This is a genomic window from Crenobacter sp. CS_VA4 (assembly GCF_055597485.1).
In genome coordinates, this window is sequence record NZ_JBVMAE010000007.1 from 129372 (window position 1) to 148685 (window position 19314).

Below are 19314 nucleotides of genomic sequence, written 5' to 3' on the forward strand. Positions count from 1 at the left end.
GCAGTTCACTTCATAATGACAGGAAGGCCGGCCGCTGGCCGACCAGCGCCACCAGGCGCGCGGCGATCGCGCTCAGCGGCAGGGTTTCGTCGGCGGCGCCGAGCGCGATCGCCTCCTTGGGCATACCGAACACCACGCAGCTCGCTTCATCTTGGGCGATGGTGCGCGCGCCGGCCTGTTTCAGCTCCAATAGGCCGCTCGCACCGTCGCGTCCCATGCCGGTCAAAATCACTCCGATCGCATGCAGGCCGGCGCCGTTGGCGCCGGAGCGGAACAGCACGTCGACCGACGGCCGGTGACGGTTGACCGGCGCGCCCGGGTTGAGCTCGACCTGGTAGCCGGACGGCGCCACCGGTTTGAGCAGCAGGTGCGAATGGCCGGGGGCGATGTATGCCACCCCGGGGCGCAGCCGCTCACCCGCCTCGGCCTCCTTCACCTGCAGCGCGCATTGCGCGTCGAGCCGGCTGGCGAACGAGGCGGTGAACATCTCCGGCATATGCTGGGTGACCAGGATTGGCGGCATCTGGGTCGGCAGCGCCGACAGTAGCACGCGCAGCGCTTCGGTGCCGCCGGTCGATGCGCCGATCAGGATCACCGTCTGGCGAATCCCACCCTGGCGGTACGGCTGGCGCGGCAGGATCACGTCGGCGCTCAGACTCGGCGCGACCGGAAACGGCGAAAACGAGGTGTTGCTCATGCGTGTTCGTCCAGGAATGTCAGCAGCGCCGGCAGCGGCAACGGTTCGGCCAACCAGTAACCCTGCCCGACGTCGCACGCCATGCTGCGAAGCATAGCCGCCTGCTCGGCGGTTTCGATCCCTTCGGCGACCACCTTGAGGCGCAGCCCGTGCGCCAGGTCGATCATCGCCCGGGTGATCAGCGCATCGTCGTCGCGCACCGGCAGCTCGGCGACGAACGAGCGGTCGATCTTGACCTTGTGGAACGGGAACTGGCGCAGGTAGCTGAGGCTCGAGTAGCCGACGCCGAAGTCGTCGAGCACCAGGCCGATGCCGGTCTCGCGCAGCTCGGTCAGCAGTTGTAGCACCCTCTCGCTATTGGTGAGCAGCATGGTTTCGGTCACCTCGACGTCGATCGAACCGGCCGGCAGGCCGCTCGCCCGCACCCGCTCACAGATCACGTCGATCACCTCGGCGCGGAATTGGCTGACCGACAGATTCACCACCACCGGCACCGAGCGCCCTTCGGCGCGCAGCCGCGCCGCCAGCGCCAGCGCCTGCTCGACCACCCACAGGCTGATCGGCACGATCAGACCGGTCTCCTCGGCGATCGGAATGAAGCGGTCCGGCGCCACCTGGCCGAGCGTCGGGTGGCGCCAGCGCAGCAGCGCCTCGATCGAGTCGACCCGGCCGCTCGCCAGCTCCAACTGCGGCTGGAAGTGCAGCGACAGCTGTTGCTGCGGCAGCGCCTGGCGCAACGCGATCTCCAGTGCCAGGTACTCGGCGGCACGCTGCTTCATCTCCGGCTGGAAGAAGCAATAGGTGTCGCGCCCGCCGGCCTTGGCCTGATAGAGCGCCGCGTCGGCGTGCTTGAGCAGCGCCTCGGCCTCTTCGCCGTCCTGCGGGTAAAAACTGACGCCGATGCTCGGCGATACCTGCATCAACAGGCCGAAGCCGATGTCGGTCGGGTTGGCCACCGCCCGTTGCAGCCGGCCGAGCAGCGGCTCGACCGCCGCCGGCGTCGCCAGCGTCTCGAGCAGGATCACGAACTCGTCGCCACCGTAACGGCACACCAGCCCGTCGCTGCCGACCACCGCCTGCAGCCGGTTGGCGACGTCGCGCAGTATCTGGTCGCCGGCCGAGTGACCGTGGGTATCGTTGATGTTCTTGAAGCGGTCGAGGTCGACGAACAGCAGCGCAAAGCACCGTCCGGCCGCCTCGGCGCGCTCGATCGCCTGGCTCAGCGCCTCCTCCAGCACCACCCGGTTGGGCAGGCCGGTCAGGAAGTCGTAGCGCGCCATCTGCGCGATCTGCGCCTCGGCGCGCTTGCGTTCGGAAAAGTCGGTGATCACCGCGATATAGTGCGACGGCACGCCGTGGCTGTCGCGCACGCACGACAGCGTGCCCCACAGCGCCAGGTCGTCGCCGCGCCGTGGGTGGCCGACCAGCTCGCCCGACCAGCCGTCCGCTCCGGCAGCCAGCCGCCACACGTCGAGCGCCGCGCCCGGCTCGCTCATCAGCGCGTCCGGGCGGCGACCGAGCAGGCGCTCGGCATGGCAGCCGAACAGCCGGCAGCTAGCCGGGTTGGCCGAAATGATCGTCAGCGCGGCGTCCATCACCAACACGCCGTCGTTGCAATGCTCGAACACCAGCGCCGACAGCTTCAGTTCGGCGCTGGCGCGTTTCTCGGCGGTGACGTCCTGCACCGCGCCGACCAGCCGCCGCTCGCTCTCGCCGAACGCCCGCACCTCGCCGCGGAAGCGCACGTGGCGCGGCGCGCCGTCTCGCTCCAGCCGCAGGTCGAGCGCCAGCTCGCCGCTGTCGGCGAACGCCTGCGCCACCGCCTCGGTCAGCCGGACCCGGCCGTCCTCGGGCAGCGCCGCGAACAGTCCGGCCAGCCCCGTGCCCGCCTCCGGCCAAGGCAAGCCGAGCGCGGCGGCGACACCGTCGGTGGCGTGCACCCGTTCCAGCTGCGGATCGGCTTCCCAGCCGCCGATCACCGCCACCCGCTGCACCTCGCGCAGCAGCTCGCTGTCGCGGGCGCGGCGGGTCACGTCGCGCACCGCCAGCATCAGGCCGGCCGGCTGGTCGAGCGTGGCGTCGAGGCGCTCGAAGCGCACGTCGAACACGCCGGGACCGGCGTTCGGCAAGGGCAGCCAGCGCTGGAAATGCACCCGTGGCGCGTCGCCGAGCCGAGTCAGCAGGAAGTCGGCCAGGTCCTCGCCCAGGCAGTCGCCGAGCGTGCGCTGCAACACCGCGGCGCGGGGTTGGCCGAACAGCGCCAGCATCGCGTCGTTGACGATCTGCAGCCGGCCGTCGTTGCAGAAGAACGCGATCGCGTCGGAGGTGACGGCGATCATCTGCCGGTAACGGCCCAGGTCGGCGAGCAGCCGGTACTGTTCGGTCACGTCCGACAGCGTGCCGATCATTCGCCGCGCGCCGTTATCCGAGCGCAGCACCCGGCCGCGCACCCGCACCCACAGCCAGCCGTGCTCGCAGCGCAGCCGGTATTCGGCCTCGAAGCGTTCGGAATGGGCGGCGATGTGCTGGTTGATCAGATGGTTGACCCGTTCGAGGTCGTCCGGGTGGATGCGGCGCCGCCATTCTTTCAGCAGCGCACGCCCCTCCAGCCCGGCGGCCACGCCGAGGAAGGCGCACCAACATTCCGGCGTATCGATCTCGCCGGTGTCGACGTTGATGTCGAACACCAGGTCGCCGGCGCACTCCAGCGCCAGCCGCCAGCGCGCCTCGCTGTCGCCCAAGGCCATTTCGGCGGTGCGCTGGCGGGTGATATCGCTGAACGAGCAGATCACCGCAAACGGCGTTTCTTCGCCGGCCTGGAACAGCGGCCGGGTGTTGATCGAGATCCAGCAGCGCCGGCCGTCCGGGCGCCGCAGCCCCAGCACCTCGCCGCTGAGCGGCCGGCCGTCGCGCAAGGTGCGGCGGTACGGAAATTCCTCGACCGGATACGGGCTGCCGTCGCTGCACAACGGTTGCCAGCCGAACGCCTTGCGCAGCGTTGAGTACAGCTCGTGATGCGACAGACCGAGAATCGCTTCGGCCGACGGATTGTTCAGCAGCATCTCGTCGTCGCACGACACCAGGATCAGCCCCTCGGCCAGGCTGTCGAGCACCGCCTGCAGCCGGCCTTCGCTCTGCTGCAGGTGCTGCGCCGCCGCGTGGTGTTCGCGCTCGCTGCGCTGCGCGGCCAACAGGGCGCTGCAACTGTTGACCAAGGGCATCAGGCTGGCGACCAGCTCGGCGGCGAAACCGCCCGGCCGGTTGGCGACGCCGAGCATGCCGATCATCACGCCGCGATGGTAGAGCGGTAGGCCGAGGTAGTTATGGAGGACCGGGTGACCCGGAGGGGTGCCGGCGGCGCGTGGGTCGCTGGCCGGATCGTTGGCGATCACCGTCTTGCCGCTCGTCAGCGTCGCGCCGAACAGGGTATCGAGGTTGCGGAACAGCATGCCGCCGCTGGCGTGCTGGCGGTACAGCGCCCGGCTCGCCTCGTCCCAGCCGATGTCGCTGATCACATGCGCCTTGAGATAGGGAGTGCCGTCCGGCTCGCGCAACACCTCGCCGATGAAGCCGTATTCGCTGTCGGTCTCGGCCAGCAACAGTTCGAGCAGCAGGCTGAACAGCTGATGCGGATCGTCCTTCTGGATGAAACGGGTATGAATCTGGGTGAGCTTCTGCAGCAGCACCCGGTTGCGTTCGAACTCGACGTAGTGCTGGCGGTTCGCCGACGCATCGTCGAGCAGCAACAACAGGTAGTCGACCCGGCCGCCGGCGTCGCACAGCGGCAGCAGCTGGCCGGTCAACCAGCGCCCGTCATCGGCCGCTCGCTCGAACGCCCAGCGGCCCTGCCGGGCCAGCGCGGCGAGCAGCGCGGCGTCGCCCGGGTAGCTGGCCGATGCGACCAGTTCGGCCAGGGTCTGGCCCGGCAGCTGGTCGACACTCGTCGCCAACAGCTCGCCGAGTCGCGGATTGGCGTAGCGCAACACCAGGCCGGCCGAACGGGCGTCGCATAGCGCCACGCCGCCGCCCAGGCGGGCAAACTGCTGCTGGTACCGGGCCAGCGCCGGGTCGGCGAACACCGCTTCCATCACGTCAGTGCGCCTCGGCCTGCCAGTGCGCGATCCAGGCGTCGCAGGCCGCTTCGAGCAGGTCGAGCACCTGTTCGAAGCCGGCGGCGCCGCCGTAGTACGGGTCGGGCACTGGCTGCCCGGGCGGGTCGAGCGAATCGAGCATCAACGCCAGCCGGGCCCGGTCGCCGGGGCGGGCCAGCGCCTTGAGCTCGGCGAGGTGGCCGGCGTCGGCGGCGAGGATCAGGTCGAAACGGTTGAAGTCGTCGCGGCAGACCTGGCGGGCGCGTTGCGTCGACAGGTCGTAACCGCGCCGCCGCGCCGCCGCGGTCGAGCGCGCATCGGGCGCCTCGCCGACGTGATAGCCGTGGGTGCCGGCCGAATCGACAGTGATTTCCCCGGCGAGGCCGGCCGCGGCCAGCTTGGCGCGCAGGATGGCTTCGGCGGTCGGGGAGCGGCAGATATTGCCGGTACAGCAAAACAGGATTGCGATCATCTGCTTGATTCTTCAACCTTTTGTACAGCCCGACCACCCATTGCGCCGGCCCTGCCGGCGCACTCTTGTCCTGCCCGGTCGAATTTCGGGCGCAAATATGTTAACAGCGTAGCGACCCGCGCGCCGAATCCGCAGCAAATCTTTTGCTCTGCCATGGCCGCGACTGTGGCGGCCGGCGCGGCAGCGCTGACGCTTGCCCCTTGCCGCCCGCCCGGCGGCCGCCTACTCTTGCGGTCTTTACCGTTTTGCGGATGCCCCGTGTCCTACCGTTCCCTGCTTGTCGCCCCGCTGCTTGCCGGCCTGCTCGCTGCCTGCGCCACCTCCCAGCCCGCCGCCCCAATCACCGCGCCGGCGCCCGACCAAGCCGCTTCCGAGCCGCTGGCGGTGCCGATGCCGCCGGAAGGCCTCGACACCGTACCACCACCGGCGCAGCCCAGCGCGACCAAACCGGTCGCCGCACCGGCCTGGCGTGACGAAAAGCAGGGCCGCATCCTGCTTAACCAGCTGCTGCCCCACTACGCCGACGACCGCAAGGGCTGGCTCAACGACATCATGAACGCGTTCACCGCGCTGAAGATCCCGTACACCCCGGAATACTTCTGTGCGGTGATCGCGGTGGCCGACCAGGAGTCGAACCTGCAGTCCGACCCGGCGATGGCGCGACTGCCGCAAATCGTCTGGGGCGAGATCCAGAAGCGCGCCGACAAGTACCACATCCCGATGGTGGTGGTGGAGACCGCGCTGCGTAAGAATTCGCCGGACGGCCGCAGCTACAAGGAGCGGATCGACACGCTGCGCACCAAGCGCCAGATGAACGCACTGTTCGAGGACATGGTGCGCGAGGTGCCGTTCAGCCAGACCGCGTTCGAGCACAAGAACCCGATCCGCGACGGCGGGCCGATGCAGGTCAGCGTGGCGTTCGCCGAATCGCACGTCAAGGCCTGGCCCTTCCCCTACCAGTTAAGAACCAGTCTGCGCGACGAGGTGTTCACTCGCCGCGGCAGCGTCTATTTCGGCACCGCCATCCTGCTGCAGTACCCGGCGCCGTACACGCAGATGATCTACCGCTTCGCCGACTTCAACGCCGGACGCTACGCCAGCCGCAACGCGGCGTTCCAGGCGGCGGTCGCCCGGCTGACCGGCCGCAAGCTGGCGCTCGACGGCGACCTGCTGCTGTACAACCCGGACCGCACCCCGTCGAGCCAGACTAGCAATACCCAGACCGCGGTGCTGTCGCTCGGCAGGCGCTTAGGTCTCAGCAGCGCCGACATCCAGCGCGACCTGAAGCTGGAGAAGGCCGCCGGCTTCGCCCAGACGCCGCTCTACCTGAAGCTGTACGCGCTGGCCGACCAGAGTACCGGCACGCGCGTCGCCCGCGAACGGATCCCGCAGATCGAGCTGATCAGCCCGAAGTTCACCCACACGCTGACCACCGAATGGTTCGCCAACAAGGTGAACGGTCGCTATCAGAGCTGCCTGCTGCGCAAGCCATCCTGAGCACCCTTCACGCTCGGCCGACCGCCGCCTTGCCCTGCAACGCGGCGGCTTTGCCTTTATAGTGTCGGAAGTGAGTCCCCTGGACTCCTGACCCCGCGAGCCATTGCATGCCTGAGCCATCGCCGGATAACCATCACGCCCTGATCGCCTGCCACGACTGCGATCTCGTCTACCGTGAGACCGCCCTGCCCCCCGGCGGCGAGGCGCGTTGCAGCCGCTGCGGCGCGCTGCTCTACCGCGACACCACCCGGAGCATCGAGCACGCGCTGGCGTACAGCAGCGCCGCGCTCTTGGTGTTCATCCTGGTCAACGCCTTTCCGATCCTGGAACTGGAAAGCCGGGGCATCCGCCGCGACGCGACGCTGTATGGCACCGCGCTGACGCTCTACCACGAGAGCATGGCGCCGGTCGCCGCGCTGGTGGCGCTGACCACCTTGGTGCTGCCGCTGCTCGAACTGTCGGCGGTCTGCTACCTGCTGTTTTTCCTCAACCTCCGCAAGCCGCCGCCGGGTTTTGCCGATCTAATGCGCCTCATCCGACTGATCCACCCGTGGGGGATGGTCGAGGTGTTCCTGATCGGCGTGCTGGTGTCGCTGGTGAAACTCGCCCACATGGCGCACGTGCTGCCCGGCCTCGGGCTGTGGTCGTTCGGCGCGCTGATCGTGCTGCTCGCCGCCACCGCCGGGGCGTTCGACCCGCATGAGATCTGGAGGCAGTACGACGCATGCAAAAACCGCTGACCGCCACCGCGATGGGCCTGGTGCAATGCCACGGCTGCGGCCTGCTCTGCCAGGCACCGCCCCCCGGCCAGCACGGCTACTGCCCGCGGTGCGAAGCGCCGCTGCACCCACGTCGCCCCGGCGGCCTGCAGCGCGCCTGGGCGTTTCTGATCGCCGCTGCGATCCTGCTCTTTCCGGCCAACCTGATGCCGATCATGCTTACCACATCGCTTGGCAGAACACAAAAAGACACGATCATGAGCGGCGTGGTATACCTGTGGGTTTCCGGCTCCTGGCCGCTAGCACTGGTGGTATTCGTCGCGAGCATTCTGGTGCCGTTCGCCAAGGTACTGACGCTGTTCCTGCTGTTGATCACCATCCAGCTGCGCTCCGACTGGGCGCCGTTGCAACGCACCCGGCTCTACCGGCTCCTTGAGGTGGTCGGGCCGTGGTCGATGCTCGATATCTACGTGCTGGGCCTGCTCGTTTCGCTGGTCCAGCTGCAGACGCTTGCCACCATCCTGCCTGGACCGGCCGCGCTGGCCTTTGCCGGCGTGGTGGTGCTGTCGATGCTGTCCGCCATGAACCTCGACCCCAGGCTGATCTGGGACCCGATCGGAGAAAACCGTGACTGAGCCCGTCTCGCCCACCCCGCCACCGGCCGAGGTCCGCCCGCGACGGCGCTGGAGCCCGTCGCTGGTCTGGCTGATTCCGGCGGTGGCGGCGGTGATCGCCGGCTACCTGGCGATCCACGCCGTGCTGTCGCGCGGCCCGGCCATCACGATCGCGTTCAAGAGCGCCGAGGGGCTGGAAGCCGGCAAGACCAAGATCAAATACAAGGACGTCGACGTCGGCGAGGTCACCGCCATCACCTTCAGCCCCGACCGCAAGCACATCGTCGCCACCGCCCAGATGTCGCGCGACATCGAGCCATATCTGGTCGACGACAGCCGCTTCTGGGTGGTGCGGCCGCGCATCGCTGGCGGCACCGTGTCGGGCCTCGGCACCTTGCTGTCCGGCGCCTACATCGGCCTCGACGTCGGCCACGCGCAGAAGGAACGACGCGACTTCACCGGCCTCGATGTCCCGCCGATCATCACCGGAGACCAGCCCGGCCGGCAGTTCCAGCTCATCGCCGATGACCTCGGCTCGCTCGACGTCGGCGCCCCACTCTACTACCGACGCATCGCGGTCGGCCGGGTGATCGGCTACAAGCTCGACCCGACTGGTCACAGCGTCGCCGTCTCGGTGTTCGTTGAAGCGCCGTACGACCGGTTCGTCAGCCCGCAGACCCGCTTCTGGAACGCCAGCGGTGTCGAGCTGAAAATCGACGCCAACGGCGTCAAGCTCAACACCCAGTCGATGGCGAGCATCGTGCTCGGCGGCATCGCCTTCGAAACCCCGGACAGCGACGAGACAATGGAGCAGGCCGCACCGAACACCAGCTTCACGCTGGCGCGCGACCGCGAGCAGGCGCTGCGCAGCCCGGATCGGGTGGTCCGCACCATACTGTTCCGCTTTCACCAATCGCTGCGCGGCCTGACCGTCGGTGCGCCGGTCGACTTCCGCGGCATCCTGCTCGGCGAGGTCACCAAGATCGGCGTCGAGTACAACAAGGCACGCAACAACCTCGACATGCTGGTGCAGGCCCGCGTCTACCCGAGCCGGCTGCGCAACCTGTCGCGGCAGAGCATCACCACCGACGAGAGCGACCGCCGCCTCGAATTCATCGCCGCGCAGGGCCTGCGCGCCCAGTTGCGTTCGGCCAACCTGTTGACCGGCCAACTCTACGTCGCGCTCGACTTCTTCCCTAACGCCAAGCCGGGACACATCGTCGATCGCAACGGTGTACTCGAGCTGCCGACCACCCCGGGCGACCTGGAAGAATTGCAGGCGACGCTGAAACGCATCGCCGCCCGGCTCGACAAGATCCCGCTCGACACCATCGGCAAGCAGTTGCAGCAGAACCTCGACACCCTGAACAAGACGCTAAACGAGGCCAACGGCCTGATGAAACAGCTGAACGGCCAAGTCGCGCCCGAGGCGCAGAAGACGCTGCAGCAGCTCAACGACACGCTGCAGTCGGCGCAGCGCACGCTGTCGCCCGACTCGCCGGCGCAGCAGGACGTGCGCGCCGCCGCGCAGGAGGTCAGCAAGGCGGCACAGAGTTTCCGCGCGCTGAGCGACTATCTGGAACGTCACCCCGAGGCGCTGGTCCGGGGCAAACAGGAGGACAAACCATGATCGCGCGCCTGACGCTGGCGGCCGGCCTCGCAGCGCTATTGGCCGGCTGCGCCTCGCCGTCCGCCCAGTTTTACCAGTTGCGTGCACTGGCGCCCGCGCCGACCAACCCGGCCGGCGACAACCGCAACCTGCTGGTCGGCCCGGTGACGGTGCCGGCCGCGCACGACAGGCCGCAGTTGGTGATCGACCAGGGCGACAACCGGCTCGCCATCCTCGAACAGCAGCGCTGGGCCGGCTCGCTGCAGCGCAACCTGGCCGAGGCGCTGGCCGGCAATCTGCGCCGCGAACTCGGCCTCGCCCGCGTCTACCTCTACCCGGTGGTCGGCATGCCGGAAGCCGACCGCCAGCTGCTGCTCGACGTGCAGGCGATCGACAACCGGGTCGGCCTATCGGTGCGCCTCGCCGGCACCTGGACACTGGTCGCGCGCGGCAAGACGCTGGCCGCCGGCCCGGTCAGCGCCGAGGCACCGACCGCCGGCGCCGGCTATCCGGCGCTGATCGCGGCGCAGGAGCAAGCGCTGCTGGCGATCAGCCGGCAGATCGCCGACGGTATACGCGCCGCCGGCGTGTCTAAAGTAAGCGCGATCAGATAGCCCTCATCAAAAACGGCGGCGGGCAACCGGTGTCCCCGGTGCCCGCCGCCGTGCTAGGCTCGACGCAAGGTTGGCCGAAGGCGCCTATACCCCGCCGATAAACGCCCGCTCCTTCAGCGTCTTCAACTGGTCGCGCAAACGGGCGGCGGACTCGAACTCCAGATTGCGCGCCGCCGCCAGCATTTCCTTTTCCAGCCGCTTGATTTCCTTGGCCAGCGCCTTCTCGTCCATCTGTTCGACGCGCGCGATGTCGAGGCGATCCTTCAGCTTTGCCTCGCCGCCGTAGACGCCGTCGATCAGGTCCTTGATGCGTTTCTCCACCCCTTTTGGCGTGATGCCGTTGGCCTCGTTGAACGCCAGCTGCTTGGCGCGGCGCCGCTCGGTCTCGTCGATCGCGCGCTGCATCGAGTTGGTGATCCGGTCGGCGTAGAGCAGCGCCTTGCCCTCCAGGTGGCGGGCGGCGCGGCCGATGGTCTGGATCAGCGAGCGCTCGGAGCGCAGGAAGCCCTCCTTGTCGGCGTCGAGGATCGCCACCAGGCTGACCTCGGGGATGTCGAGGCCCTCGCGCAGCAGGTTGATGCCGATCAGCACGTCGAACATGCCGAGGCGCAGGTCGCGGATGATCTCGACCCGCTCCACCGTGTCGATGTCACTGTGCAGGTAGCGCACCTTCACGCCGTGCTCGGTGTAGTAGTCGGCCAGCTGTTCGGCCATTCGCTTGGTCAGCGTGGTGACCAGCACGCGCTGGTTGAGTTCGATGCGCGCGCGGATTTCCGACAGCAGGTCGTCGACCTGGGTGCCAACCGGGCGGATCTCGATCACCGGGTCGACCAGGCCGGTCGGGCGCACCACCTGCTCGACCACCTGGCCGGCGTGCTCCTGCTCGTACACCGACGGGGTGGCCGACACGAACACCGTCTGCGGCATCATCTGCTCGAACTCGTGGAACTTCAGCGGCCGGTTATCTACCGCCGACGGCAGGCGGAAGCCGTAGTCGACCAGATTTTCCTTGCGCGCCCTATCGCCCTTGTACATCGCGCCGACCTGCGGAATGGTGACGTGTGACTCGTCGATGAACATCAGCGCGTCCTTGGGCAGGTAGTCGATCAGGGTCGGCGGCGGGTCGCCCGGGCCGCGCCCGGAGAAGTGCCGCGAGTAGTTCTCGATGCCCTTGCAGAAGCCCATCTCGTACAGCATTTCCAGGTCGAAGCGGGTGCGCTGCTCGATGCGCTGCGCCTCGACCAGCTTGCCCTCCTTCTGGTACCACTCGATCCGTTCGGCCAACTCCAGCTTGATCTTCTCGCAGGCCTTCAGCACCGTGTCGCGCGGCGTCACATAGTGGCTGGACGGGAACACCGTGTAGCGCCCGACGCGCTGGCGGGTGACGCCGGTCAACGGATCGAACAGGGTGAGCGTTTCTACCTCGTCGTCGAACAGCGAGATGCGCACCGCGGTCTCGGCGCTTTCGGCCGGGAAGATGTCGATCACGTCGCCACGCACCCGGAAGGTGCCGCGCGCGAAGTCCATGTCATTGCGGTCGTACTGCATGGTGGTGAGTCGGCCGATGATCTCGCGCTGCTGGAGCTTTTCACCCTCCTTCAGGTGCAGGATCATCTGGTGGTAGTCGGACGGGTCGCCGATACCGTAGATCGCCGACACGGTGGCGACGATCACGCAGTCCTTGCGCTCGAGGATCGACTTGGTCGCCGACAGCCGCATCTGCTCGATGTGCTCGTTGATGCTCGAGTCCTTCTCGATGAACAGGTCGCGGCTCGGGACGTACGCCTCCGGCTGGTAGTAGTCGTAGTACGACACGAAGTACTCGATCGCGTTCTCGGGAAAAAACTCGCGCATCTCGCTGTAGAGCTGCGCGGCCAGCGTCTTGTTGTGCGCCATGACGATCGCCGGCCGGCCGGTGGCGGCGATCACATTGGCCATCGTGTAGGTTTTTCCGGAACCGGTGACGCCCAACAGTGTCTGGTAGGACAGTCCGTCGGCGAGTCCTTCCACCAGTTGGGCGATCGCGGTCGGCTGGTCGCCGGCCGGTGGGAACGGCTGGTGCAGTTTGAACGGGCTGTCGGGATAGGTGACGAGCATGGCGAACGGGTCTCGAAGGCTGTGCCGGGAGTGGGTGACGGAAGGTCGGTCAACCCCGTCCGCGGCGACGAATGACAGGGCTAGGCTCATTTTACGCGAGCCTGTCGCGTCAAGCGACGCCGAGGACGCTTTTAACCACCCACGGCATTAATTCCTTGTTTACAATGCGGTACGAATCAACCATAGAGCGAGAGAGGGTCGCCGTTTCTGCGTGTTTTCGCAGCGGCCCGGCTCGCTCTAATCTGTTTAACGGAGAGTGACCTTATGCTCAGACTCGCAGCCCGTTGGCTGGTGTCCGCGGCATTGTGCGGCGCCGCCACGGTCGTGGCCCCCTACGCGCTGGCACAAGGAGTGCAAGTGGCCAGCCAGATGCTGGCCGAAACCGCCCCACGCCTTAGTTCCAGTTCGGTCCTGGTGATCAACGGCGCCACCGGTGAGCCGCTGTATCAGAAGAATATCAACCAGCGCATGCCGATCGCCTCGATCAGCAAGCTGATGACCGCGATGGTGATCCTCGATTCCGGTGTGTCGATGGACGAATCGGTGACGGTCAGCGACGCCGAGATCGACCGGCTGAAGAACACCCATTCGCGCCTGGCGGTCGGCACCACGATGACCCGCCGCGAGCTGCTGCTGTTAGCGCTGATGTCGTCGGAGAACCGCGCCGCCCACGCGCTGGCGCGCTCCTACCCGGCCGGGCTGCAGGCCTTCGTCGCCAAGATGAACCAGAAGGCCGCTAGTCTCGGCATGCATAGCACGGTGTTCTACGACCCGACCGGCCTCGACATGCGCAACACCTCGACCGCCGCCGATCTCGCGCTGATGGTGAAGGCCGCCTCCCAATACCCGCTGATCCGTCAGGACAGCACCACCACCGAGCACTTCGCCACCATCGTCAACGGCCGTCAGCTGCACTACAAGAACAGCAACGCGCTGGTGCGTCAGGGCGAGTGGGACATCGGCCTGCAGAAGACCGGCTACATCCAGGAAGCCGGCCGCTGCATGGTGATGTACGCCAACGTCGGCACCAAGCCGCTGATCATCGTGCTGTTGGCCGCCGGCGGCAGCGCCGCGCGGGTCAACGATGCCAAGTCGCTCAAGAACTGGCTGGAGGCGCACCCGTCGTACTGGCTGGCCGGCTGAGCTGTTCGGCCAAGCATGACCATCACGCCGCTCCGTCCCGGGCGGCGTTTTTCATAACCCAGCCTCGTCCATCAGGCCGAACACCCTGCCAAACCATAACGGTGGCATAATGCCCCCCCCCGACGGTTTCGTCAGGGCCGCCAGTGGCCATGCCGGCGTTCTTCTCGCCGCTCGCCTTGCCGGTCGTCATACTCGGTCCCCCAAGAGCTGAATTGACTCGGCACCGACTATTGCACTAACTTTTGAATTCACAGTTACTTTGTAATGTTATGAGCAGTAAAACCCTGTCTTCCCTGGCGCATCCGGCCACCTCGTCGACCGCTTCCCGCGCCGCGCTCGCTATCGTAGTGGTGCTGACCATGCTGGTGTACGCCCTGCCGGGCGCGATCGGCCATACCCCGTGGAAACAGGACGAGGCGTATAGCTTCGGCATCATCCAGCATATGCTCGAGACCGGGCAGCTGCTGGTACCGACCAATGCCGGCCAGCCGTTCATGGAAAAGCCGCCGCTCTACTACTGGACCGCGACGGCGTTTGCGTCGGTCCTGCACGGCTGGTTGCCCCTATACGATGCCGCCCGCATGGCCAGCGTGTTCTATGTCGGCCTGGGCACCTGCTTCGTCGCCCTGTTTGCGCAGACATCGTTCCGGACGCGCAGCGTGTTCCACTGGCGCGTACTGATCACGGTGGCGCTCTACGCCGGCACCGTCGGCATGGTGAAGCACGCGCACGACCTGTTCACCGATATGTCGCTGTGTGCCGGCACGGCCATCGCGCTGTACGGCCTGCAGCGCATCGCCAGCGCGGCCGGCGGCACGCTACGCGATGCGCTGTGGCTGGGCCTCGGCGTCGGCATCGCCGCCCTGTCCAAGGGTGTGTTCATCCCCGGAGTATTCGTCGCGACCAGTGTGATCCTGCCGCTGTTCGTGCGCACCTGCCGCACTCGCGCCTATCGCAACCGACTGTTGCAGGCCGCCTTCGTCGCGGTGCCGCTGGCGGTGAGCTGGCCGATCGCGCTTTATCTGGATTCTCGCGAACTGTTCAACGCCTGGTTCTGGCAGAACAATGTCGGCCGCTTCGTCGGCTTCTCGGTGCCGCAACTGGGGGCCGGCGCCAACCGCACCCGGGTGATCGAGGCGTTCCTGTTCTTCGCCTTCCCGGTCGGCATCCTGGCGCTGAGCTACGTCGTGCGGGGCGGCTGGCGCAAGATCGAGCGCGCCGAAGTGGCGATGCCGTTGCTGTTCGTCGGCATCGGGCTCGCGGTGCTACAGGCCTCGGCCACCTCGCGCCACCTGTATCTGCTGCCGTTCACCGCGCCGCTGGCCGTGCTGGGCGCACGTGGGCTGATGCTGCTGCCGCGCGGCTTCCTGCGTCACTGGAACCGTATCGTGCCCTGGGTATTCGGCGTGCTGGCGCTGACGGTGTGGCTGATTTATCTCGCCTCGCTGTCGCAGCAGACGATGCAGACGCTGCTGCAGCCGCTGGCGACCTGGCTGCCAATGGACTACACCATGCCGATCAAGCCGATCCCGGTGCTGTTTGCGCTGACGCTGACCGTGACATGGTTGAAGCGGGCCCAGTGGATCTCGGTCAATACCCGGGTGGCGGCGGCGCTGCAGTGGCTGTTCGGCATCGTGCTGATCTGGAGCCTGCCGTTCACGCTGCTCTTGCCCTGGATGGACCAGGCCAAGGGCTATGGCGCGGTCTACGCGCGCATGGAAGCCGCGATGCGCCACGACTGGCAGTCAGGCGACTGCATGTCGTCGCTCGAGCTGGGCGAATCGGAAGCCCCGCTGCTCTATTACTTCACCGGCATCCTGCACCAGCCGGTGGCCTCGCCGGAACAGGCCCGGGAATGCCGCTGGCTACTGATCGAATCGAAGGGTCAGCCGGCGAAAGACCCGGCGGGCTGGTCGCCGGTCTGGCAGGGCAGCCGCGACGGCGATGCCTCGGAATTCCTGATGCTGTTCGCGCGCGCTTCGCACTTGCCGGGCGCTAGCGCCCAATAAGCGCCGCCCCGGCCTGCACTTTCCTCAGGAGCGCAGGCCGGGCCGTTCGGCCAACCTTCCGCTACAGCCCGGCCTCCCAGTACGGCACCGCGCCGTAACACTCACACAGATAGTCGACGAACACCCCGATCCGCGCCAAGGCGGCGCGCTGCGGATAGAGCGCGTAGACGTCCTGCGCCGGCAACCGGTAGCCCGGCAGCACCGTTACCACCCGGCCCGCCCGCAAGGCATGGCCGATGTCCCACACCGACTTGATCGCGATCCCGCCACCGGCCGCGCACGCCTCGCCGAGCGCCTCGCCGTGGTCGCAGACCAACCGGCCGCCGACCCGCACCGTCTCGGCCCCGTTCGGGCCGTCCAGCGTCCAGTTCTGGTAGCGGGTGCCGGGGTCGGCGAGCAGCAGGCAGTCGTGTTCGGCCAACTCGGCGGCACAGTGCGGCACGCCGCGCCGAGCCAGGTAGTCGGGCGACGCGCACAGCACCCGGCGGCTGTCGGCCAGCTTACGCGCCACCCAGTCGCTGTCCTGCGGCCGACCGATACGGATCGCCAGGTCCATCCGCTCGGCGACCAGGTCGACCACGTTATCGGTCAGCTGCAGATGCACCGCCAGTTGCGGGTAGCGCGCCAGAAACGCCGGCAGGAACGGCGCGATGTGCTGGCGGCCGAACGACGCCGACGCGGTCACCCGCAATACCCCGGCCGGCTCGGCACGGCTGGCGCGCAAGCGCTCCTCGGTGTCTGCCAAGAGCGCCAGCGCCTCGCGGCCGCTCTGATAGTAGAGCTCGCCCTCGGCGGTCAGCGACAGCCGCCGCGTGGTGCGCGTCACCAACCGCACGCCGAGCCGCGCCTCGAGCCGGATCAGCCGCTTGCTGACCAGCGCACCGGACACACCGAGCCGCGCCCCAGTGCCGACCAGGCTGCCCTCCTCCGCAATCGCGCAAAACAGCGCGAGTTCGCCGAACTCGTCCATCATTCTCGCCATTTCGTTGTCAATCTATCGCAGGATTATGGCTTTATCCGGCGATAAAGTCGTCCCACAATGACGCCATTCCTCACCGTTCGGAGACCCCACATGAAAGCCGTCGCCCTGACCCGTTACCTGCCGATCGACCACCCCGAAGCGCTGCTCGACGTCGAGCTGCCCACCCCGACCATCGGCGAACACGACCTCTTGGTGCGCGTCGCCGCGGTGTCGGTCAACCCGGTCGACACCAAGGTGCGCGCGCCGAAGGACAAGGTCGAGACCAGCCCGCGCGTGCTGGGCTGGGACGCCGCCGGCACCATTGAGGCGGTCGGCGCCAAGGTGAGCGGCTTCGCCGTCGGCGACACGGTCTACTACGCCGGCGACATCACCCGCCCGGGCAGCAATGCAGAACTACAGGCGGTCGACGCGCGCCTCGTCGCCAAGGCCCCGGCCACGCTGCGGCCGGAACAGGCCGCCGCGCTGCCTTTGACCGCGCTGACCGCCTGGGAAGGACTGTTCGACCGGCTCGGCATCGACCCGGACGGCGCCGACAAGGGCAAGTCGCTGCTGATCATCGGCGGCGCCGGCGGGGTCGGCTCGCTGGTGATCCAACTGGCCAAGCACGCCGGCCTCACAGTCATCGCCACCGCCGGACGGCCACAAAGCGCCGCCTGGTGCCGCGACCTGGGCGCCGACCTGACCGTCGGCCGCGACCAGTCGCTAGTCAAAACCTTGGCCGAACAGAACATCCACGAGGTCGACTACATCTACAACGCCGCCGACACCGACGGCTGGTGGGACGATATGGTCGCGCTGATCCGCCCGCAGGGCCGCATCGTCACCATCGTCGAGAACAAGGGTCCGCTGTCGCAGGACGTGCTGAAGACCAAGAGCGCCGCGTTCGGCTGGGAATTCATGTTTACCCGCGCGATGTACCGGACCGCCGACATGGCCGAACAGGGCCGCATCCTCGAACGCGTCGCCGCGCTGATCGACCAGGGCGAACTGAAGCTGACCCTGGCCGAAACGCTCAGCCCGATCTCGGCGGCGACGCTGATCGAGGCGCACCGCAAGCTGGAGAGCGGCACGATGATAGGCAAGCTGGTGGTGCACGGCTGGTAAGCTGACAAAAACGACATTGGCGGCGCTTCGGGTGCCGCTTTTACTGAGGGGGAACAAGATGGCATTGTCGACATGGCTGATCTACTGCACGATTGCACTGGCGACCGCGTTCAGCCCGGGGCCGGCGGTGTTGCTGGCGATTTCGAACTCGCTCACTATGGGCGCGCGCCGTGCGCTGATCTGTTCGACGGGCAATGTGCTCGGCGTGTTTATCGTGTCGGGCACGGCGATGGCCGGCCTCGGCCTGCTGCTGAAGAGCTCGGCGACGCTGTTCCTGCTGCTCAAGGCGTTCGGCGCGGCCTACCTGATCTACCTGGGCGTACGCCAGTGGAGAAGCCGCGCCAACCTGTTCGAACAGGCCGCTGCGACCGCTCCGGCACACGCCCCGTCGATCCGCCAGCTGTTCAGCCGCGGCGCCCTCGTCTCCATCACCAACCCCAAGTGCATCCTGTTCTTCACCGCGCTGTTCCCGCAGTTCATGCGTCCCGACCAGGCAGTGGCCGAGCAGTTTCTGGTGCTGACCGCGACGTTTGCCGCCTGCACCGTGCTGTCGCATCTGGCCTATGTGCTGCTGGCGCGCTCGCTGAAGGGCTGGTTCACCACCGACTGGCGCGCGCGGCTGTTCAACCGGGTGTGCGGCGGCGCCTTCATGCTGCTGGGGGTCGGTCTGTTCCGGCTGAAGAATCACACCAGCTGAACCGATAGTGCGAGCAGGAAAAAGGTTGGCCGAACGCTGTCACAAGCGTTCGGCCAACCTTTTTGTCGTTTACAAGCGATGGACGACTCACCGGGTGGTCGATCCCCCCACCGGTGGCGTGCTCAAACCCTTACTGCAAAGGATTGAGCAGGGCCGGTTGACCGAACTCCACCAACTGGCCATTGGACTGCTGGAAGTAGCTGTGCCAGAACGACTGCAATGCCTGCATCGTCTGCGGGTCGCGGTAGACGCCCTTGCGCTGTTTGCCATCCTCGGCCAACAGGCCAGCGCCCAGTACATAGACGCTGGCGCGGTTGAAATTGCCGAACAGCTGGTTTTGCTCGACCCGCTTCAACTCGATCGTCGGGTCGATCTTGCGCACCGCCTGCTTGGCGTAAAAACTGGACAGCGAGGAGTTTTCCAACATGTCCGACGCGACCAATACCACCTTGCGGCGCGCGGTCGAGGCCCGCACCCGGCTGGAAATGTCCTTCAGGCTGGCCACCACATCCGACTTGCTGATCTCGCTGGAAGCGCCCCCGAACAAGGCCTTCAGCGCCCTGCCGGCGAGCTGGCCGGCCTGCTGGGCCTGCACGCCGAGGCACTGATCGAATTTGGCCAAGGCCGGCTTGGAGACGTCATTGCGCGCCGCCACGTCAAGCACCGGGTCGAGCTGATACGCCGTCAGCACCTGGGTGTAATGCCCTTGGGTAAACGCGGAAAATTGCGTCACCGACAGCGCATTCCCCGGCTTGATGAAAGGCTTGATATTGTCGGCGATCATCTGCTTCAGATTGCCGTCAAACAAGGTAGTCTGATCCACCAGCACGAACAGCTCGGTCTCGACCGGTTTGGTCGGACGTGCAACGCCCGCATAGTCGTAGCAGCTTTTCAGCGCGTTGGCGGTGCCGGCCTGCACGGTGCCGGCCATGCCCAAAGCTAACAGCAAGGTTATCGATTTCATCACGG

The 19314-nt window shown here is 67.1% G+C and carries 15 protein-coding genes; 9 read left to right on the forward strand and 6 right to left on the reverse strand.

Annotation, left to right across the window (positions count from 1 at the left end; genetic code table 11):
• Window positions 1-10: 10 nt before the first annotated feature.
• From ACZ2IA_RS08890 to ACZ2IA_RS08900, 3 genes are read right to left on the reverse strand one after another with little or no spacing between them, the layout of a single operon-like run.
• Window positions 11-697, reverse strand: a complete 687-nt coding sequence (locus ACZ2IA_RS08890; protein WP_470292215.1) for a CheB methylesterase domain-containing protein — start codon at window positions 695-697, stop codon at window positions 11-13.
• Window positions 694-4785 carry an EAL domain-containing protein gene (locus ACZ2IA_RS08895; RefSeq protein WP_470292216.1) on the reverse strand — a complete coding sequence of 1364 codons (4092 nt, stop codon included), beginning with the start codon at window positions 4783-4785 and terminating at the stop codon, window positions 694-696. The genes ACZ2IA_RS08890 and ACZ2IA_RS08895 overlap by 4 nt, the downstream gene beginning before the upstream one ends.
• A 4-nt stretch (window positions 4786-4789) precedes the next feature.
• The gene (locus tag ACZ2IA_RS08900) at window positions 4790-5260 is read right to left on the reverse strand and encodes a low molecular weight protein-tyrosine-phosphatase (protein WP_470292217.1); all 471 of its coding nucleotides are present in this window, start codon (window positions 5258-5260) and stop codon (window positions 4790-4792) included.
• A gap of 258 nt (window positions 5261-5518) precedes the next feature.
• Here ACZ2IA_RS08900 and ACZ2IA_RS08905 point away from each other — a divergent pair, with 258 nt between their 5' ends.
• From ACZ2IA_RS08905 to ACZ2IA_RS08925, 5 genes are all read left to right on the forward strand, one after another.
• Window positions 5519-6757 (forward strand): DUF1615 domain-containing protein, encoded by a 1239-nt coding sequence (locus tag ACZ2IA_RS08905; RefSeq protein ID WP_470292218.1) that lies wholly within the window; start codon window positions 5519-5521, stop codon window positions 6755-6757.
• A 107-nt stretch (window positions 6758-6864) separates the two neighbouring features.
• On the forward strand, window positions 6865-7497 hold the full coding sequence (locus tag ACZ2IA_RS08910; RefSeq protein WP_470292219.1) for a paraquat-inducible protein A: 633 nt from the start codon (window positions 6865-6867) through the stop codon (window positions 7495-7497).
• Window positions 7482-8111 carry a paraquat-inducible protein A gene (locus ACZ2IA_RS08915; protein WP_470292220.1) on the forward strand — a complete coding sequence of 210 codons (630 nt, stop codon included), beginning with the start codon at window positions 7482-7484 and terminating at the stop codon, window positions 8109-8111. The genes ACZ2IA_RS08910 and ACZ2IA_RS08915 overlap by 16 nt, the downstream gene beginning before the upstream one ends.
• A complete protein-coding gene (locus tag ACZ2IA_RS08920; RefSeq protein ID WP_470292221.1) occupies window positions 8104-9720 on the forward strand; it encodes a PqiB family protein in 1617 nt (538 codons plus the stop codon). Before ACZ2IA_RS08915 ends, ACZ2IA_RS08920 begins: the two co-directional genes overlap by 8 nt.
• Entirely contained in the window at window positions 9717-10313 is a 597-nt protein-coding gene (locus ACZ2IA_RS08925) for a PqiC family protein (protein ID WP_470292222.1), read from the forward strand. Before ACZ2IA_RS08920 ends, ACZ2IA_RS08925 begins: the two co-directional genes overlap by 4 nt.
• Window positions 10314-10397: 84 nt before the next feature.
• Here ACZ2IA_RS08925 and uvrB read toward each other — a convergent pair whose 3' ends face one another.
• Window positions 10398-12410, reverse strand: a complete 2013-nt coding sequence (gene uvrB / locus ACZ2IA_RS08930) for an excinuclease ABC subunit UvrB (RefSeq protein ID WP_470292223.1) — start codon at window positions 12408-12410, stop codon at window positions 10398-10400.
• Between the two features lie 264 nt (window positions 12411-12674).
• Here uvrB and ACZ2IA_RS08935 point away from each other — a divergent pair, with 264 nt between their 5' ends.
• Together ACZ2IA_RS08935 and ACZ2IA_RS08940 are read left to right on the forward strand one after the other, a co-directional pair.
• On the forward strand, window positions 12675-13553 hold the full coding sequence (locus tag ACZ2IA_RS08935) for a serine hydrolase (protein WP_470292224.1): 879 nt from the start codon (window positions 12675-12677) through the stop codon (window positions 13551-13553).
• A 269-nt stretch (window positions 13554-13822) separates the two neighbouring features.
• On the forward strand, window positions 13823-15562 hold the full coding sequence (locus ACZ2IA_RS08940; RefSeq protein WP_470292225.1) for an ArnT family glycosyltransferase: 1740 nt from the start codon (window positions 13823-13825) through the stop codon (window positions 15560-15562).
• 61 nt (window positions 15563-15623) lie between these two features.
• Here ACZ2IA_RS08940 and ACZ2IA_RS08945 read toward each other — a convergent pair whose 3' ends face one another.
• The gene (locus ACZ2IA_RS08945; RefSeq protein WP_470292226.1) at window positions 15624-16544 is read right to left on the reverse strand and encodes a LysR family transcriptional regulator; all 921 of its coding nucleotides are present in this window, start codon (window positions 16542-16544) and stop codon (window positions 15624-15626) included.
• A gap of 90 nt (window positions 16545-16634) precedes the next feature.
• On the opposite strand from ACZ2IA_RS08945, the gene ACZ2IA_RS08950 reads away from it, so the two are divergent.
• Both ACZ2IA_RS08950 and ACZ2IA_RS08955 read left to right on the forward strand, forming a co-directional pair.
• Window positions 16635-17648: a zinc-binding alcohol dehydrogenase family protein gene (locus ACZ2IA_RS08950; RefSeq protein WP_470292227.1), complete on the forward strand. Its 1014-nt coding sequence runs from the start codon at window positions 16635-16637 to the stop codon at window positions 17646-17648.
• Window positions 17649-17706: 58 nt separating this feature from the next.
• Window positions 17707-18345, forward strand: a complete 639-nt coding sequence (locus ACZ2IA_RS08955; RefSeq protein WP_470292228.1) for a LysE family translocator — start codon at window positions 17707-17709, stop codon at window positions 18343-18345.
• Between the two features lie 130 nt (window positions 18346-18475).
• On the opposite strand, the gene ACZ2IA_RS08960 is transcribed toward ACZ2IA_RS08955, so the two are convergent.
• On the reverse strand, window positions 18476-19312 hold the full coding sequence (locus ACZ2IA_RS08960; RefSeq protein ID WP_470292229.1) for a hypothetical protein: 837 nt from the start codon (window positions 19310-19312) through the stop codon (window positions 18476-18478).
• Window positions 19313-19314: the final 2 nt, after the last annotated feature.

Coding starts and splice junctions, on each gene's coding strand:
- ACZ2IA_RS08890 (WP_470292215.1), bottom strand. CDS start 697: ATGAGCAACACCTCGTTTTCGCCGTTTCCGGTCGCGCCGAGTCTGAGC.
- ACZ2IA_RS08895 (WP_470292216.1), bottom strand. CDS start 4,785: ATGGAAGCGGTGTTCGCCGACCCGGCGCTGGCCCGGTACCAGCAGCAG.
- ACZ2IA_RS08900 (WP_470292217.1), bottom strand. CDS start 5,260: ATGATCGCAATCCTGTTTTGCTGTACCGGCAATATCTGCCGCTCCCCG.
- ACZ2IA_RS08910 (WP_470292219.1), top strand. CDS start 6,865: ATGCCTGAGCCATCGCCGGATAACCATCACGCCCTGATCGCCTGCCAC.
- ACZ2IA_RS08915 (WP_470292220.1), top strand. CDS start 7,482: ATGCAAAAACCGCTGACCGCCACCGCGATGGGCCTGGTGCAATGCCAC.
- ACZ2IA_RS08925 (WP_470292222.1), top strand. CDS start 9,717: ATGATCGCGCGCCTGACGCTGGCGGCCGGCCTCGCAGCGCTATTGGCC.
- uvrB (WP_470292223.1), bottom strand. CDS start 12,410: ATGCTCGTCACCTATCCCGACAGCCCGTTCAAACTGCACCAGCCGTTC.
- ACZ2IA_RS08935 (WP_470292224.1), top strand. CDS start 12,675: ATGCTCAGACTCGCAGCCCGTTGGCTGGTGTCCGCGGCATTGTGCGGC.
- ACZ2IA_RS08940 (WP_470292225.1), top strand. CDS start 13,823: ATGAGCAGTAAAACCCTGTCTTCCCTGGCGCATCCGGCCACCTCGTCG.
- ACZ2IA_RS08945 (WP_470292226.1), bottom strand. CDS start 16,544: ATGGCGAGAATGATGGACGAGTTCGGCGAACTCGCGCTGTTTTGCGCG.
- ACZ2IA_RS08950 (WP_470292227.1), top strand. CDS start 16,635: ATGAAAGCCGTCGCCCTGACCCGTTACCTGCCGATCGACCACCCCGAA.
- ACZ2IA_RS08955 (WP_470292228.1), top strand. CDS start 17,707: ATGGCATTGTCGACATGGCTGATCTACTGCACGATTGCACTGGCGACC.